This is a genomic window from Adlercreutzia murintestinalis (genome assembly GCF_943192905.1).
Taxonomy (GTDB): domain Bacteria; phylum Actinomycetota; class Coriobacteriia; order Coriobacteriales; family Eggerthellaceae; genus Adlercreutzia_A; species Adlercreutzia_A murintestinalis.
This window is the reverse complement of sequence record NZ_CALPCC010000007.1, coordinates 23,066-36,557: the sequence shown is the minus strand read 5'-3', so window position 1 is coordinate 36,557 and position 13,492 is coordinate 23,066. Positions and strand designations below refer to the sequence as shown.

The following is a 13,492-nucleotide window of genomic DNA, read 5'->3' as shown; positions in this document are numbered from 1 at the left end:
AAATGCGATGAGATATAGCGCATTTTTCTAGCGCTGCAGAATCGCGCTGCGATGACATCGGGGCTTTTTTGTAGAGCCTTAAGGCGATCAGATTCGTCCAGGGAAATCAGCGAGGACCTCTGAGGTCGGCGGAATTAATAGCGGCTGTCGAAGATGCGCTTCGTCTTCTTCTCGCTGCGCGGTAGCTCGCCTACCGGCACGCCCTTCGCCTCGGGGGTGCAGCCGATCTTCGCCTTGAAGATGGTGGCCAGCTGTTGTTCGGCGGCCTCGCGCGCCTCACCCTCAAGCGGCGTCTCGAACAGCACGGTCATCACGTCGGTGCCGCTGATGTTCTCGATCATCACCTGATACTCGCTTGAGGTGCCGTCGGTGATGGCGATGACCTCCTCCACCTGCGCGGGGAAGATGTTGCAGCCCTTCACTTTGAACATGTCGTCGGTGCGGCCGGTCAGCGTGGCGATGCGCGGATGGTGCTCGCCCAGCCCGCAGGTGCAGCTGCCGGGCAGGATGCGCGTCAGGTCGTGCGTGCGGTAGCGGATCAGCGGCGCGCCTTGCTTGCGCAGCGTGGTGATCACCAGCTCGCCCTCTTCACCGTCGGGCAGCACCGCGCCGGTCTCGGGATCCACGATCTCGATGTAGCAGTAGTCCTCGAAGATGTGCATGCCGTGGTGCGCATCGCAGCTGATGCCGATGCCCGGGCCGTATATCTCGGTCAGGCCGTAGATGTCGTAGATCTCGATGCCCAGTTCGTTCTGGATGCGCTGGCGCATCTTCTCGCCCCAGCGCTCGCTGCCGATCACGCCCTTGCGCAGCGCCAGCTTGTCGCGCATGCCCCGCTTGGTGATCTCTTCGGCCAGCAGCAGCGCGTACGACGACGTGGCGCATAGCACCGTGGACTGCAGGTCGCTCATCATGCGCAATTGCTTCTCGGTGTTGCCTGGACCCATGGGAATGGCCATAGCGCCCAAGCGCTCACAACCTGCCTGGAAGCCGATACCGGCGGTCCACAGGCCGTAGCCCGGGGTGATCTGTATGCGGTCCAGCACGTCTACGCCCGCTATCTCGAAGCACCGCGCAAACTGCACAGCCCAATCCGTCACGTCTTGTGCGGTGTAGGGGATGATGACCGGGGTGCCCGTGGTGCCGCTGGATGAGTGGATGCGCACGATCTCGGCATCACTCACGGCTTGCAGCCCCAGCGGATAGGCGGCGCGCAGGTCGTCCTTCTCGCTGAACGGCAGCCGCTCGAAATCGGCTTGGCTGGCAACGTCGGCCACGTCCAGCCCGTCGAACTTCTTCGCGTAGAATTGCGACCGATCCTTGATGGTGCGCAGCTGCTCGCGGATCAGCTCAAGTTGCTCAGGCTTCATGTGCATAGCGGTCAATCCCTTCGGCCACCTCGTCGATGGCATCGATGTTCATCTGCGCGAACTGCGGCTTGACGCATGCGCGCACCGCACCTTTCAGCTCGTCAATGGAAAGCGGCATGCAGTACTGCGCCACTGCTGCTCCCAAGAGCACGCTGTTCAGCACCTTGCGGTTGTCGCCCAGCGCGTCGGTCACGGCCATGTCGTTCACGGCGATCAGCCGATGATGCGGCGCGGCGTTGCGCCGACTGCGCATACTGGACGTGGCGAAGGTGTCAGAGGTGGAGGCGATGCGCGCCGCCACGTGGTTGTAGAACGTCAGCTTGATGCCCTCGACCAGGTCAGCCGAACGATACGGCGCGGAATCAAGCGCTGCGGAAATGGGCTCTACCACGGTGGTGGCGGTAACCACAGTGCCGCCGGGCGCCAGGTAATCCAGGCACCGCGCAGCCTCACCGGGCTCGAACGCGACGATCAGGTTGGCGGTTCCGTGGGTGACGAGCGGCGCGTGCACATCCTCACCGTTGTTGCCCATGCGCACATGGCTGACCACGCTGCCGCCGCGCTGCGCCATGCCGATGGTCTCAGCGGTGCGCACCTGCCAACCCTTGGCCGCCGCCGCCATGGCAAGCACCTTCGCGGCCAGCACGGTGCCTTGACCGCCCACTCCGGTCAGCAGGATATTAACCATGGACTTCCTCGCTTCCCGTGTCATCTGCGCCTGCTCGCTCGTCGCCGATGTTCAAGGTCAGCGCGCCACCGAACAAGGCCAGCGGATCAAGCTCCACCGAACCCACTTCCTTGGTGCGCACCACGCCCTCGGGCTGGGAAGGAACATCGCTATCAACCGCGTCCTCGGCTTCGGCAGCTTCGTCGGCAGCAGCCCGCTCGGTCGTCACTTCTGCCGCCAGTTCAGCTTCTTCGGGAAGCGGATCGGCCTCATCGGGCGCCGCTGTTGCCACCGCGTCAGCAGCCTCTTCAGGGGCGGCCTCGTTTTCTTCGGGCGGCATGGTATCGCCCACCTCTTCGATGTTCGAGCGCTCATCAGCCAGCAGCTCGGCCGCCGCCTTCTTGCTCGTCAGCGTACGGGCGGTGCCGCTGCCCACGCGCACGCTACCCAGGTCGCGCGCGGCGTAATCGAGCATGTTCGGCACGCTGATGGCGCCGAAGGGGCACACCTGCGTGCACAGACCGCAGCCGTTGCACAGGCTCGGGTCGATCACCGCCTGCCCGCGCAGACCGCTCTTGCGCCCGCGCGCGTCCGGGTTGAAGGCAATGGCCGGACACCCGATGTCGGTGATGCAGCGCTTGCATCCCGTGCATGCCTCAGGGTCAACCTCGGCGGGAATGCCGAACGGTTTCATCCACACGCAGGGGCTCTGGAATATGATCGCCGAAGGCCCCGCGTGTCGCAGCGCGCGCACCGTCATCTCCTCAGCCTGCGCGCGGTTGAGCGGATCGGCGTACAGGATCATGTCCACGCCCATGGCCTCCAGCATGGCGTCGATGCGCACCGGTTCGCGCCGCTCGCCCATCAGCGTGAGGCCTGTGCCGGGGTGCGGCTGGCTGCCGGTCATGGCGGTGGTTGCGTTATCGAGCACGGCGATGGTGATATCGTGCCCGTTGTAGACGGCGTTCACGATGCCGGTCATGCCGCTGGCGAAGAACGTGGAGTCGCCCACGAACGCCACCTGTTTGCGGCCGGGCTCAACGGCGGCGAACCCTTGTGCCATGGTGATGCCCGCCCCCATGCACAAACACGTATCAACGGCGGCAAGCGGCAGGGCATTGCCCAGGGTGTAGCAGCCGATATCGCCGCACAAGATGGCATCGTCGCGGCGCACTCCCATCTTGTCGAGCGCGCCTTTCACTGCGTAGAAAGCCCCGCGATGCGGGCATCCTGCGCAGAGCACTGGTGGGCGGGGAGGTAGAGCCCCCTGGTAGTGCAGCAGAGCATCCGGACCCAACTGCGTATCGACCAGCGATACGAGCGATACGCGCGGCATCGCAGGAGTGGGGGCTGCTTGCGCCTCTGCTGGTGCGGCTTCTTGGGCAGCACTCGCGCCAAGGTCGCCCGTAGCCACCTTCGACGCAGGTGAACGATACCGTGCAGCATGGGCCTGTCGACGTCGCGCGGCGCTCTGTGCCTGGCGGCGGCTTGCCGCGCTTTGAGCGTGCCGCTGCGCAACGCGCTCGGGAGCAGCGGGCTCCGGTTGCTGCGCTTGCAGCTCGGCCGCCACGCCGATCAGCCCGATTCGTCGCTCTGGCTCGGGCGGTTCGTCGCGCACGTGATCGGGAACGCGATGCGCGCCACGCCGCTCATGGCTGGTGGAGCCGCGGCGGCCTTCCTTCGCTTCTGCCGCTCTGGTCGCATCCGCGGTGTCCGCCTGTTCGTCTTCGCGCGGCTCGGACTTGCTCGTAGCCGTAGGCGTAGGCGTAGGAGTCGGGGTCGGCACGGGCGCTTTCGTGTACTCGTCGAAGAAATGCGCGATGGCGTACGCCATGTTCTCGGTGGAGTTCTCGCCCCGCGTGGGAGCCTCTCCGGTCAGCTTGCCGTGAATGTGCGCCGACAGGAACCCGCCTGACGCGGCCACCATCAGGCTTTCCTCCAACGTGGAATCAAGCTCTTCCAGCACGAGCACGTGCGACAGGCCGTTCATGAAGCGCCGTGCAACGCGGTTGTTGAACGGGTAGGCAATGCCCATTTGCATGAAACGATACGGCGGGATCTTCGCGCCCGCCGCCGCACCACCGGCGCGCTCCGCCAGCCGTTCCAGCAGCTCCAGCGCCTCGCGCGCATACTGCGTTGACACGCCGCCGCAGACGATTCCCAGGTACGGCGCTTCGCCCATGACCCCCGGCGCGCTTTCGCCCATCTTCTCGAACGATGGGAAGAACTGCGCGTAATGCGGGTCCAGCGAGAAGATGCGCGTCATGCTGTTCAGTCGGTCGTTGATCTGGCCGTGCGCCTCGAACGAGCGCTTGGGGAAGATGACCCATCGATCCGGGTCGTGCTTGAAGCCGCCGCCGATCAGCGGGCGAGCTGCGGTGGTGTCCTCCACATCGAAGAACGTGGAAGCGTGATTGATGCGCGTGGTCGGTCGCACGATCACCGGTGTGCCGTACTCTTCGGACAGCTCGAAGGCGGTCTTCATCATGGCGAAGCCCTGTTCGGGCGTAGCTGGATCGAACACGGGCACCTTCGCGAAGCTGGCGAAACGCCGCGTGTCCTGTTCGGTTTGCGACGAAATGGGGCCGGGGTCGTCGGCCACGAACAGCACCAGGCCGCCGCGCACGCCCACATAATTCAGACTGAGCAGGGCGTCGCTGGCAACGTTCAAGCCCACTTGCTTGCAGGTGAACAGGGCGCGCGCACCGCTCATGGCTGCCGCGGCGCACACCTCAAGGGCGGCTTTTTCGTTGGTGGACCATTCCACGTGCACGCCCTGTGCCCGCCCGTTTCCTTGCAGACGCGCCACGGTTTCCACCAGCTCTGACGAGGGAGTGCCCGGATAGCCCGCCACCACGCTGACGCCAGCTTCCAGCGCCGCGTGCGCGAAGGCTTCGTTGCCCATGAGCAGCTTCTTCGTCATCCTACGTTCCCTTCAAGCCCTTTCGCTCAGGCTCGCACTCAGGCGTTCGCCATGTGTTCTTTCAGCGCGCGAATCTTGTCGCGCATCGCAGCATCGCCGCAGCCGAGCATCTGCACGGCCAGGATGGCTGCGTTCTTCGCGCCGTTGATGGCAACGCAGGCCACCGGAACGCCGCTGGGCATCTGCACCATGGACAACAGACTGTCCAGGCCGCCCAAGTCGCTGGTTTTCATGGGCACCGCCACCACGGGCAGAGGCGTGTAGGCAGCCACTACGCCGCCCAGATGCGCCGCTTTGCCCGCCGCCGCAACGATCACGCGCATGCCGCGTTCTTCGGCGCTCGCGGCCCACGCATGCACTTCGTCGGGCTTGCGGTGCGCGCTGGCAACTTTCACTTCATACGGGATGCCCAGCTCTTCCAGCTGTGCCATGCAGGGCTCCATGGCTGGCATGTCGCTTTGGGACCCCATGATGATGCCGACAAGCGGCTGTTCTGAAGGCGTGTTCATCGGGTGTTTCTCGTCCAATCCATCGTTGCAGCATACTTGCTATACATTGTAGCGCCAATGGCGCCGAACGCGCAGATCAGAAGCGGCGCAAGATCGAAGATAGGCACGCAATAGCGGGCATCATACACCGGGCTTATCAGAACGAAGCCCAACATGATCAGCGAAGGTACCAGCAGCGTGCCCGCGCGCAGGCGTCGCCGTGCGCAGATGAATATCAGGCAGGCAGGCAGCCAGAACGCATACGTCACGATGAGAAGCGGCAGGTCAACGCCGGGCATTTCGGCCACTGCGGTATAGGCGTCGTCAAGGCCATGGCGCAGCTCGTCCAACTCGGGCGGGTTCCACAGCATGTAGCGGTCGTCGGGGCCCATGTGCGTGTCCACCGTGACCATGCGGATGTTGGCATACGCGGTGGGCGCCACGTAGAACCCGGCCAGCGACGCGAACGCTGCCAGGTAAGAATCGGGGTGCCGCGCGCCCATGGTGGCCCAGGCATGCAGGTAATCCACGAGCTGCTCAGGGGTGGCATCCAAGTTATAGCGATACTTCACGCTGTCGGCGAAGTCGTACTGGTACTGATCGGCCAGCTTGTCGTAGTCCAGCACCGCGGTGATGGCGCGTTTCTCCTGCACGGAGATCTCGTCGCCGTGGTCGCGCAGATAGCGGGCGGTCTGTTGGAACAGCGGTCCCAGCGTCTCCTGGGCGCCGCCCGGCGCGATGTGCGCGAGCGGGAAGATGACGTAGGGAAGCAGCAGCCCCATGACCAGCACGCACGTGAGCGCTTGCGCCAAGCAGGCCACCGCGGCGCTGCGCGGTTTCGTCGGCGGCACCGCGGCCGCGTCGGGGTAGATGCCCGCGAAGTTCGCCGCTGTCATGCCCTTCGGCGGTCGCAGCGTAAGAGCGGCGATCAGCGCCGTGGGCACCACCATGAAGATGCCCATCTTGCGCGTCAGGCAGAGCAGCAGCCCTACGATCACGAACAGCACGATAGCCCGCACGCTGCTCAGGCTTTGACCGCGCGTGCGCACCGCCTCGAACAGCATGATGAAGTACGGCACGCACAGCACACCGAACAGGCTGTCTTTCACCATGCACATGGCCCACGTGCTGATGAACGGCATGATGCAGAAGAATACGTAGGCCAGAAAGCACAGCACGATCGGGCAGCCGCGCTGGCGCAGGTAGGCTATCGCGCAGGTGAACGCCACGATGGTCGCGATGCCTTGCAGTACGCAGAAGGCGGCCACGCCAGCCATCCAATTGCCCGTGAGCTGGTCGGAAACCCAGCCGAACGCGCCGTACAACAGCGTGGTCAGCACCGGATGATGATCGACCAGCCATGCATCGGTCAGCGTTTGGTCGTAGATCTCGGCCCAGGGAATGATGGCGATGGGGTGGTTCTCGGGGTAGATCTGGAAGATCTGATAGTAAGTGTCCCAATAGGTGCCGCCGGGGAAATTGGCGATGAACCACGGCGCCCAGAACAGAGCCATGATCGCGCAGAAGATGATGATGCTGGTCGGGCGCCATGCCGGAGTGATGCGGCCCAGGAAGGTGCGTTTCGGCTGTGGTGCGGCAGCGGCGGCCTGCGCTGCATGTGCCGCATGTGCGGGTGCACCCGCTGTGAAAGCGGGATCGGGCAGGGGAACTGCGGCATCTGCTGCCACAGTGGCGTCGGCGGCCGGAGCGTGCAGCGGTACGGAGTCATCCAACAACGCCGGGTCAACAGGCGCGCCCATTGCCGCATCAAGGGCGTGTGCCATCACCTGCTCGGGCGCAACGCTGAATTGCCGCTGTGCCACATGGTCCAACTCGTAAAGCGGGTAGCGGGCCAGATCGCGAATGGGCCGTCGCTCGGTCTTATCCTTCGGGCCGAAACAGATGACCGACACGCGGGGTGCGCCCGCCGCGTTCGGCTCGTCAGGCTCGGGAAACGGCACCTCTTCGATGGCCTCGATGAAGCCGTGCGCGTCAGCGTCGTCGAACGTCTCTCGCACTGTCACTTCGGTGCCGTGCTCATCCACCACGATGTATTCCGTGAAGAAGTCGGCGGGATAGGGGTAGGGGGCGCCATCAGGCAGGGGAGCTGGCATGCTCTCGGGCGGCAACTCCGCATGGCGCGTGCGAAAGACCCAGGCGAACAGTTTGTCCACCAGGAAGATGACCACGGCGGCTACCACGGTGAAGATGCCGATCAGGATGGCTGTTTCGGTCAGGTCGAACGTGGGCTCGCCTTGGCCGGAAACATACGAGGTGCCCACCACGCCGCACGTGGCCACCACCAGCGCTATCACGATCAGCAGCAGCCAGTCGCTCGCCCGCATCTTGTTCCCAGCATCCACGCTCAGATCAGCCTGCCCCTTCTTGAGATGCCCGTTGCGCGTTGCGGTTCCGCAGCCAGCGGTATGGCGCGAACCAACGCGTAGAATCCGTACCCAGTAGTTTACTTGTTTCGCCGCGCTGCTGTGTGCTCATTGTGCAGAAACCCCATGGGTTACCGCAGTAGGTGAGCGGGCTGAAGCGTAGGGGCACCGTCGGCCAGCGCGAACGAGGATAGATCGGTCACGGTGAACGTGATGCAGCCACTGAGCGAAGAAGGGCAGCGGTCGCATCATTTTCCCGAAATATCACGGAAATATACAAGATTCCGTGATTTCCATCACGGAATCTTGTATATTTCCGTGATATCGTGGTGCCAGCAGCGAGGAAAGGAGCAGCCTATGGAACGGCTCATCTTGGATCGGCTGGCGGATTGGAAACAGGATCCGCACCATAAACCGCTGCTGTTACGGGGCGCGCGTCAGGTGGGGAAGACCTGGGCCTTGATGGAATTCGGCCGTCGGACCTACGAGAACCTAGCCTATTTCAACTTGGACCTGAACACGGAATATCACCAGTTCTTCCAAACTACCAAAGACCCGCGACGCATCATCGAGAACCTGACAGCAGCCAGCGCGCAGCCCATCTTCCCCGGCAAGACGCTCATCGTGTTCGATGAGATCCAGGCGTGCCCGGATTGCATCGCGGCGCTGAAATACTTCTGCGAGGACGCGCCCGAATACGACGTGGCCTGCGCGGGGTCGCTGCTGGGGCTGGCGCTTTCGCACCCCGCGTCGTTTCCGGTCGGGAAGGTGAATGTGCTTGACTTGTACCCGATGTCCTTCGAGGAATTCTTGGATGCGAATGGTGACGGGCATTTGGCGGCCTATCTGCGCGGCGTGGATCGGCTTGAACCGCTGCCGGATGCCTTCTTCAATCCGTTGCTCGAGAAGTTGCGGCTGTACTTCCTGACCGGCGGGATGCCCGAGGCGGTGCTCAGTTGGGTGGAAGCGCGCGATGTGACGGCGCTGCAGAACATCCTGAGCGATCTGCTGAACCTGTACGCGCTGGACTTCCAGAAGCATGCGGCCCACAGCCTGTTCCCGAAGATACAGCTGGTGTGGCAGTCGATGCCGTCGCAGCTGGCGCGGGAGAATAAGAAGTTCCTGTACAGCCTGGTGCGTGAGAGCGCGCGAGCCCGCGAATACGAGGACGCCGTTCAGTGGCTGGTCAATGCCGATCTGCTGGCGAAGGTGAAACGGGCCAGCAAGCCAGGGCTACCGCTTTCAGCCTACGACGAGCCGCAGGCGTTCAAGCTGTACCTGCTAGATGTGGGGCTGCTGCGGCGGTTCTGTGCGCTGGCGCCGTCGGCTATCACGGAGCAGGATCGGCTGTTCACGGAATTCAAGGGGGCGCTGGCGGAGAACTACGTGATGCAAGAGCTGCGGCCGCAGTTGGATGGGGAGCCGCGCTACTGGGCGGTGGACAATCCGCGCTATGAAGTTGATTTCCTGATCCAGCACGAGAACGACATCGTGCCCGTTGAGGTGAAAGCGGGCGAGAACGTGCGTGCCAAGAGCTTGCGTAAGTATCGCGAGAAATTTGGCCCGCAGACGCCGGTTGCTGTGCGCTTCTCCCTGAAGAATCTTTCCTATGACGATGGCCTTCTGAATGTCCCGCTCTTCATGGCCGGTCGCTTGACGCATTTGCTGGACCTGGCCGCAAAGGGAGAGTAAAGCAAGCGGGACTGGAAACGCTCGTTCCCAGTCCCGCTATCAGGGTTCAGCTCGCATGAGGCGAGCCCTTACGGTACCAGCAATGCCTTCGGCGGTGTGCCACTGAGGCATGCCGCCAGGCAGCGCGCTATTTCACGTGCTGGCCTTTCGGCTTGAAGCCGAAGCGGAGAGCCACAACCATGCAGCAGGCGGCTAGGCAAGCGACCAGCGCCAGCACAGCGAAGGGAGCCTCGTCGCCGGTCTGGGTCAGCGTAGCGCCCACATTGGAAGTCTGCTCGGCCTCAGCTTCCGGCAGGCCGCCGTCAGCCAGTGCGAACGAGGACAGGTCGGTCACGGTGAAGGTGACGTAGCCATCTTTCGCCAGTGCGTGCGAGGTGGTGATGGAGCCGTCTTGATGACGGTGGTAAATGATGATGATATGGCCGTTGTACTGGGCATCGATGGGCATGGAGATGGTCAGCGTGCCGAATCCGTCGTGCACCTCTTTGCCGTTCACCAGCAGCGTGATCTCGTACACGTCGCTGATGCGGCTGTCACCCATGGTATCGTTGAGGTCGTCGAAGGCAGCACCGGAGGTGACCACCGAAGTGGCGATCTCGATGTCAGCGTTCTCAGGGATGTTCGGCCCTTGTAGGTCGCCGCTGGCCTTGATGCCGGTGTTGCCGGTCACGGTCAGGTTGTTCGCGGCATCGGAGCCTGCATCGCTCGTTGTATCGTCCTTAACGGGATAGCCCGTATAAATGGTGAACTCTGCGGTGGCTCCGGCACGGCCGGAATTCAGGGGTGCGAACGTGATGGGCGAACCATTAGCGATAAACCGTGCCAAAGTTCCCGTGCTATCGGTGATATACACATAGATGGGGTTAGAAGCGGTCGCGTATGTGGGCTCTTCATAGATGGACTTCCAGCTGATCGGAGTGCGAAGAAGCGTCACTTCAACCTCGTCGAAACCCTTGCCATCGATAGCAGATCCATTAACAAACAGCGTGATGAATGCCCACGTATTGAAGCCGTTCAAGACGTCTGTAACTTCGCTTTCGTCATCGAATCCGCCGTACTCAAGCGTTGCGAATACCGTGGATCCTGCTGGGGCAATGCTCGCATTCAGCTTTGCACGCACCGTCACATCAAGGGATTTCTTTCCATTGGCTAAAGGATAGGAGTAGACGGGGATATCCTGCCATGTGCCCGGGGCGCTCGTTATCGTCTCGGCGCTCGCAGGAAGACTTGGTATCGTCTGAGGATCATCAGCTTTGTCAGCATCGGTCGTCGTGGTATCAGCAGTATCCGCGTCTACGGTTGTATTTGCGGCCTCATCGTCGGCGTCCGCATCGGTATCGGCAGCATCGGTGGACTCGGTGGCGTCCGTGTCCGTGGTCTCAGCATCGGTGTCAGCAGTATCTCCCTCGCTGATCGGCGCGGTCACATCCGGCTGTTCCGTGGTGGGCTCGGTGGTGTCGCTGACCTCTAGGGCTGTGGGCCCTTCTGCTTCGTCAGCGCCAGCGAAAGCGGCACAGGGAAGTGCCACTCCTGCCGTCAGCGCGATCGCGCAGAGGATGGACAGTATCCGTTTTGGCCACTGCGCCGTTCTTCTTGCGTGCATAGTGTTCCTTTCGTCCCCAATTTCTATGGTTGTGGAAGAGGCCCACGCACTATCCTGGCGACAAGGAGGGCATCCGCCACAGTTCGCCAGAAAAGCAAGAATGTAAGAGCATGAGCACAAGCGCATGAATCAAAACAGCCTTGAAAGGCAGATGCCCTCCTGAGCGCTGTTTAAATTCCCGCGCGTGCTCACACGAGCTATTAAGTTCTCTCTCGCATTCCTTCAATGAAGAACGCTTTTCTGGCATGGTGGATTGTAACAGAGTGCAGCGCGCTCGGGTATCCCTGTTGCGCGAAACGGGATCCGGAGGCGCTCGGGTGGTGCTGGCGTGAGAAGCACAAAGGCCCCCGGACGGAGGCCTTTGACTGTTTCTGGTGGTCGGAGGGGGACTTGAACCCTCGGCACGCGGATTTTCAGTCCGCTGCTCTACCAACTGAGCTACCCGACCAAAAGCACGAATATTCTAAACGTTTCACGGATTCCGTGCAAATGCTGCGCGATTCTCGCGTGCTAGGGGATCAGCAGGCAGCCCAGCGTTGCCAGCGCGATGGCGGGGCCGAATGGCATGGCGGCTCGTTCGTCGGCGCGGGCGAAGCGCGTGTGCGGGATGATAGCAGCAAGCAGCACGCCCAGCGCGCAAGCGATCAGCAGGCACAGGGCACCTCGCTCAAGGCCCAGGTACAGCGCGCAGGCGGCCATCAGCTTGATATCGCCGCCGCCCATGGCTTGCTTGCGGGTGATGCGCTCGTAGAGCAGGGTGAACACCAGCAAGCCGCCGCCAATGATCGCCGCGCCCACCAGGCCATCTATCACTGGCTGCCAACCGACGCCTAGGAGCAGGCGCCCTGCCTGCCAGGCAGCCCACACCGCTGCCAGCCCAATGACCACGCCGTTGGGAATGATGCGTTGCCGCAGATCGACCGCGCTTGCAACGATCAGCAGCGCAGTGAGCGCCACCAGGGCAGCCCCATCAAGCAGCGGCAGGTTCATGGTAGCGGTAGCTCCCGGCGCTCTACAGGCAGGAGAACAGCAGTTCGCGCTCTTCGCCGGTCAGCGCCGCGCGCGCCTGATCGCGCAGGTTGTTCACGCCGATGAAGAACTGCCGCATCATGACCACGGTCAGGTAGCGGCCTTTCGGCGTCAAGGTCAGTTCGTCGGCGGTGTCGGTAGCGAACGCACCACTGGCGCGCATGAAAGCCATCTCAACAGGTAGCCCTCGCTCAACGCTCATGCCAAAATCTCGCTTGAACTGGCGCTTGTCAAGGCGCAACCCGAACAGCTGCATCATGAAGCGATAGCGCACGCGGTCACGCAGGCTAAAGCGCGTGGCCCCCATCATGGACATGGAGCCGCCTTCGATGGCATCGTTGTAGTCGTTCACGCTGAACGTGTTCACATACAGGGTGTCGCCCAGATATGTGATGCCGCCCGACCCGATGGCCGGGTACTCTTCGTAGTCCACCACGTACTCGTCGATCATGGCATCGTCACCCGCATCGGCGCCTTTGCGGTTGAACGTCCAGGCGCTGCCGAACGTGAACAGCCCCGCTTCGCCGTGCGGCCCGAGCGCACCGGTGGCAACGCCGGGCAGCGCGCCGGTCAGCAGTTCGCAAATGATCTCGTAGAAGCGCTGCTCGCGCGCGTAGTCCACCGCGCCCACGGTGCTTGCCAGGCTCTTCTGCACGCTGGGGCTTGCCATCAGCGGGTAGAACGTGGTTTGACTGACGCCACTTGCGATGACGCGCTCGATGTCGCTGATCAGGATATCTTCGGTTTGCGCGGGGAAGTTGAAGATCATATCGGCGTTCAAGCTGGTGAAATACGGGCTGGCTTCGGCCAGACGCTCCTGTATTTGGCTGCCGCTGCCGTACTTCTCGTAGCGATCCATCTGGCGCAGCAGCCCGTCATCGAAGCTTTGCACGCCAACGCTGAGCCGCTGCACGCGCCCGTGCAGCTTTTCCAGATAGTCGCGCGTCAGATGGTTCGGGTTCGTTTCGCTTGAAACTTCGCGAATGCTCGGGAAGGTCTCGCGCGCCAGGTCGATGGTGCGGCAGAGCTCGTCGATGAGCACGGTGGGCGTGCCTCCGCCGATGTAGACGCTCTCGAAATCGTAGCCCGCATCAGCCAGCATCAGCATCTCGGTACGCATGTTCTCGAAGTAGCGCCGCGCTTTGCTTTCCTGCAGGGGGAAGCGGTTGAAACTGCAATACGGGCACAGCCGCTCGCAGAAAGGCACGTGCATGTAGAGCATGTAGGGCTGGCCCGGTTTCGGTGCGGGCATGCGCGTGTCGGCCGTTTGCTTGAGCTTCAGATACTGATCGGTGGTCTTCCGCACGACGGTGGTCAACAGCTTTTCAGAGAGCAT

9 protein-coding genes and 1 tRNA gene are annotated in these 13,492 nt (G+C 62.7%); 1 reads left to right on the top strand and 9 read right to left on the bottom strand.

All coding sequences use genetic code 11. The features are described 5' to 3' along the window. Nucleotides 1-134: 134 nt before the first annotated feature. Genes NFR19_RS03400 through NFR19_RS03380 form a run of 5 tightly spaced genes read right to left on the bottom strand, consistent with a single transcriptional unit; the run spans nt 135 to nt 7,811 of the window. Nucleotides 135-1,376: a phenylacetate--CoA ligase family protein gene (locus tag NFR19_RS03400; RefSeq protein ID WP_251212380.1), complete on the bottom strand. Its 1,242-nt coding sequence runs from the start codon at nt 1,374-1,376 to the stop codon at nt 135-137. Then, nucleotides 1,360-2,058, bottom strand: coding sequence for a 2-oxoacid:acceptor oxidoreductase family protein (locus NFR19_RS03395; protein WP_251212379.1), 699 nt, complete (start codon nt 2,056-2,058; stop codon nt 1,360-1,362). The genes NFR19_RS03400 and NFR19_RS03395 overlap by 17 nt, the downstream gene beginning before the upstream one ends. Further along, nucleotides 2,051-4,960 carry a thiamine pyrophosphate-dependent enzyme gene (locus NFR19_RS03390; RefSeq protein ID WP_251212378.1) on the bottom strand — a complete coding sequence of 970 codons (2,910 nt, stop codon included), beginning with the start codon at nt 4,958-4,960 and terminating at the stop codon, nt 2,051-2,053. Before NFR19_RS03390 ends, NFR19_RS03395 begins: the two co-directional genes overlap by 8 nt. 38 nt (nt 4,961-4,998) lie before the next feature. Further along, nucleotides 4,999-5,469, bottom strand: a complete 471-nt coding sequence (gene purE, locus NFR19_RS03385) for a 5-(carboxyamino)imidazole ribonucleotide mutase (RefSeq protein WP_251212377.1) — start codon at nt 5,467-5,469, stop codon at nt 4,999-5,001. Further along, a complete protein-coding gene (locus NFR19_RS03380) occupies nt 5,466-7,811 on the bottom strand; it encodes a DUF6020 family protein (RefSeq protein ID WP_251212376.1) in 2,346 nt (781 codons plus the stop codon). Before NFR19_RS03380 ends, purE begins: the two co-directional genes overlap by 4 nt. Nucleotides 7,812-8,189: 378 nt before the next feature. Between NFR19_RS03380 and NFR19_RS03375 the strand changes: the two genes are divergently transcribed. Beyond that, on the top strand, nt 8,190-9,524 hold the full coding sequence (locus tag NFR19_RS03375; RefSeq protein ID WP_251212375.1) for an ATP-binding protein: 1,335 nt from the start codon (nt 8,190-8,192) through the stop codon (nt 9,522-9,524). A gap of 127 nt (nt 9,525-9,651) precedes the next feature. On the opposite strand, the gene NFR19_RS03370 is transcribed toward NFR19_RS03375, so the two are convergent. The 4 genes from NFR19_RS03370 to NFR19_RS03355 form a co-directional block, all read right to left on the bottom strand. Next, on the bottom strand, nt 9,652-11,127 hold the full coding sequence (locus tag NFR19_RS03370) for a hypothetical protein (RefSeq protein WP_251212374.1): 1,476 nt from the start codon (nt 11,125-11,127) through the stop codon (nt 9,652-9,654). Nucleotides 11,128-11,499: 372 nt separating this feature from the next. Next, a tRNA-Phe gene (locus NFR19_RS03365) sits at nt 11,500-11,575 on the bottom strand. A gap of 62 nt (nt 11,576-11,637) precedes the next feature. Next, nucleotides 11,638-12,117: a prepilin peptidase gene (locus tag NFR19_RS03360; RefSeq protein ID WP_251212373.1), complete on the bottom strand. Its 480-nt coding sequence runs from the start codon at nt 12,115-12,117 to the stop codon at nt 11,638-11,640. A gap of 22 nt (nt 12,118-12,139) precedes the next feature. Next, nucleotides 12,140-13,492, bottom strand: coding sequence for a coproporphyrinogen III oxidase family protein (locus NFR19_RS03355; protein WP_251212372.1), 1,353 nt, complete (start codon nt 13,490-13,492; stop codon nt 12,140-12,142).

Excerpts from the sequence above, each read along its gene's own strand:
- NFR19_RS03360 (WP_251212373.1), bottom strand. The coding sequence starts at position 12,117 with ATGAACCTGCCGCTGCTTGATGGGGCTGCCCTGGTGGCGCTCACTGCG.
- NFR19_RS03370 (WP_251212374.1), bottom strand. The coding sequence starts at position 11,127 with ATGCACGCAAGAAGAACGGCGCAGTGGCCAAAACGGATACTGTCCATC.
- NFR19_RS03395 (WP_251212379.1), bottom strand. The coding sequence starts at position 2,058 with ATGGTTAATATCCTGCTGACCGGAGTGGGCGGTCAAGGCACCGTGCTG.
- NFR19_RS03400 (WP_251212380.1), bottom strand. The coding sequence starts at position 1,376 with ATGCACATGAAGCCTGAGCAACTTGAGCTGATCCGCGAGCAGCTGCGC.
- purE (WP_251212377.1), bottom strand. The coding sequence starts at position 5,469 with ATGAACACGCCTTCAGAACAGCCGCTTGTCGGCATCATCATGGGGTCC.
- NFR19_RS03355 (WP_251212372.1), bottom strand. The coding sequence starts at position 13,492 with ATGCTCTCTGAAAAGCTGTTGACCACCGTCGTGCGGAAGACCACCGAT.
- NFR19_RS03375 (WP_251212375.1), top strand. The coding sequence starts at position 8,190 with ATGGAACGGCTCATCTTGGATCGGCTGGCGGATTGGAAACAGGATCCG.
- NFR19_RS03390 (WP_251212378.1), bottom strand. The coding sequence starts at position 4,960 with ATGACGAAGAAGCTGCTCATGGGCAACGAAGCCTTCGCGCACGCGGCG.